Annotated in this window: 3 protein-coding genes; all 3 read right to left on the bottom strand. The window is 47.6% G+C overall.

What is annotated here, in order from left to right; translation table 11 throughout:
* Positions 1 to 426, bottom strand: a 426-nt coding sequence (rplC, locus tag J4D97_RS22690; RefSeq protein ID WP_208309582.1) for a 50S ribosomal protein L3, incomplete at its 3' end; no start/stop codon positions are given.
* A gap of 315 nt (positions 427 to 741) precedes the next feature.
* Positions 742 to 1,047 (bottom strand): 30S ribosomal protein S10, encoded by a 306-nt coding sequence (gene rpsJ, locus J4D97_RS22695; protein WP_185281366.1) that lies wholly within the window; start codon positions 1,045 to 1,047, stop codon positions 742 to 744.
* Positions 1,048 to 1,068: 21 nt separating this feature from the next.
* On the bottom strand, positions 1,069 to 2,845 hold a 1,777-nt coding region (gene fusA, locus J4D97_RS22700; protein ID WP_208309583.1), incomplete at its 5' end, for an elongation factor G.

Below are 2,845 nucleotides of genomic sequence, written 5' to 3' on the forward strand. Positions count from 1 at the left end.
ACGGCCGCGGTTGTGCTGGCCGTGCGTTTGACCACCTACACCGGCAAAGTTGTAGCGCTTCACAACGCCTTGAAAACCTTTACCTTTTGAGGTGCCTACTACGTCTACGAACTCACCTTCTTCGAATAGATCAGCTTTCAACTCGCTGCCAGCCGAATAGCTAGTTACGTCATCAACGCGAAACTCGACGAGCTTCTTCTTGGGAGTAGTACCGGCTTTGGCGAAGTGGCCAGCCAGCGCTTTTGTGGTATTTTTCGCTTTTTTCTCGCCGTAGCCGAGTTGAACAGCGGTATAACCGTCGTTCTCTAGCGTTTTCACCTGCGTCACTACGCACGGACCCGCCTCAATGAGGGTGCAGGGAACATTCTTCCCGTCCGGAGTGAAGAGGCTTGTCATACCGATTTTTTTACCGATGATGCCAGGCATTCTATTGGATGTTTATGAAAAAGACACAGTGAAAACGCCCAAATAGCGTTTTCGTAATGGGAGTGCAAAGCTAGGAAAATTTTTCGTAAGAAGCCAGCATGCTTCTAAAATATTTCTATACTTAAGCTCTCAGTTTATCACTAACAATCAAACACTTTACTATGGCAGACACTCTCTTATTCTCTTTTTAATTGCATGATAATATCATCAAGCGAATAACCCATATTATGTAAGCCTTTGCATAAAAAAAGAAGTCCGATCAACTGTGATAGTTGATCGGACTTCTTTTCCTAATTAGTCGGAGAAATTAAATCCTCAGACTTTGATTTCAACGTCAACACCGCTAGGTAGCTCCAGCTTCATGAGGGCATCCACTGTCTTCGACGAAGTTGAGTAGATGTCTACAAGACGCTTGTAGGTGCAGAGTTGGAACTGCTCACGTGACTTCTTGTTCACGTGGGGCGAGCGAAGTACCGTGAACTTCTCCTTGTTTGTGGGCAGTGGGATAGGGCCGCTAACAACAGCGCCTGTCGCCTTTACCGCCTTCACAATCTTCTCCGACGATTTGTCCACCAAGTTGTGGTCGTAGGATTTAAGTTTGATGCGAATTTTCTGGTTCATTTCTATGATGTGAAAGCGGAATTAACGAATGGCATTGCCTTTTTGCTTGGCGATGATACCATCAGCCAAGTTGTTAGGTACCTGATCGTAGTGCGAAAAGGTTAGCGACGCTGAAGCACGACCCGACGTGATGGTACGCAATGAGGTCACGTAACCGAAAAGCTCTGACAAAGGAACGTCAGCTTTCACTACGTTAGCACCGCCTTTGGTATCCATACCCTTCATAATGCCACGACGGCGGTTCAGGTCACCCGTTACGGAGCCGGTGTACTCGTCTGGTGTTACCACTTCTACCGCCATAATTGGCTCAAGCAGCTTAGGTCCAGCTTGACGAGCAGCATCGCGGAAACCACCACGCGCAGCAAGTTCAAACGAGAGAGCATCGGAGTCTACATCGTGGTACGAACCGTAGAACAGACGCACCTTCATGTTATCTAAGGGGAAGCCAGCCAATGGGCCGTTTTTCATAGCTTCTTCAAAACCCTTTTGTACCGGTGCGATAAATTCGCGGGGGATTACACCACCCGTGATATCGTTCACGAACTCTAGGCCAGGTTTCTCCGGATCGGTTTCTTTCGGACCGAGTTCGAATACAATGTCGCCGAATTTACCACGGCCACCTGTCTGTTTCTTATACGTTTCGCGATGTTCTACTTTCTTAGTTAGAACCTCCTTATATGCAACCTGTGGAGCACCTTGGTTAATTTCAACCTTGAACTCACGACGCATACGGTCAATGATAATCTCAAGGTGTAGCTCACCCATACCACGCAATACAGTCTGTCCCGTTTCAGGGTCAGTTTGTACCGATAGGGTAGGATCTTCTTCTACAAGTTTGGCAATAGCCATACCCATTTTGTCAACGTCAGCCTGAGTTTTTGGCTCAATAGCGTAACCGATAACGGGCTCAGGGAACGACATCGACTCTAGTACTAAAGGCTTACCTTCAGCAGTCAGCGTATCACCAGTCTTAATGTCTTTGAAGCCTACACCAGCAGCAATATCACCCGCCTGAATTTTTTCTATTGGGTTCTGCTTATTGGAGTGCATCTGCATCAGACGCGAGATGCGTTCTTTCTTCTGCGTACGGTTGTTGAACACGTACGAGCCAGCATCAAGTTGACCGCTGTAGCAACGGAAGAAGCACAGACGACCTACGAAAGGGTCAGTAGCAATCTTAAATGCTAGTGCAGTGAAAGGCTCATCATTATCAGGGTGACGCTCTACCTCTTCACCGGTATCAGGGTTTGTACCGATAACAGCAGGCATATCTAGTGGAGATGGAAGATAGGCCATTACGCCATCCAGCATCGACTGCACACCCTTGTTTTTGAAAGCTGAACCGCACATTACGGGCGAGAACTTCATATCAATAACCGCCTGACGGATAACAACCATCATTTCTTCGCGGGTAATGCTCTCCGGATCTTCGAAGAACTTCTCCAATAGACGGTCGTCGTATTCAGCTACGCTTTCAATCAGCTTTTGACGCCATTCAGCTACGGTATCTACCAAATCCTCAGGAACCGGAATCTCATGATAGGATTTGCCTTGAGTAGCGTCATCCCACACGATAGCTTTACCAGTTAGCAGATCAACTACGCCCTTGAACGTGTCCTCAGCGCCAATCGGGATTTGCAATGGTACTGGGGTAGCACCTAGCTTCTCCTTAATTTCGTTAACTGCCTTGAAGAAGTCAGCACCAGCGCGGTCCATCTTGTTAACGAAACAGATGCGAGGTACTTTATACTTGTCAGCCTGACGCCATACTGTTTCCGACTGTGGCTCTACACCCGAC

Source organism: Hymenobacter defluvii (genome assembly GCF_017589435.1).
GTDB lineage: Bacteria > Bacteroidota > Bacteroidia > Cytophagales > Hymenobacteraceae > Hymenobacter > Hymenobacter profundi.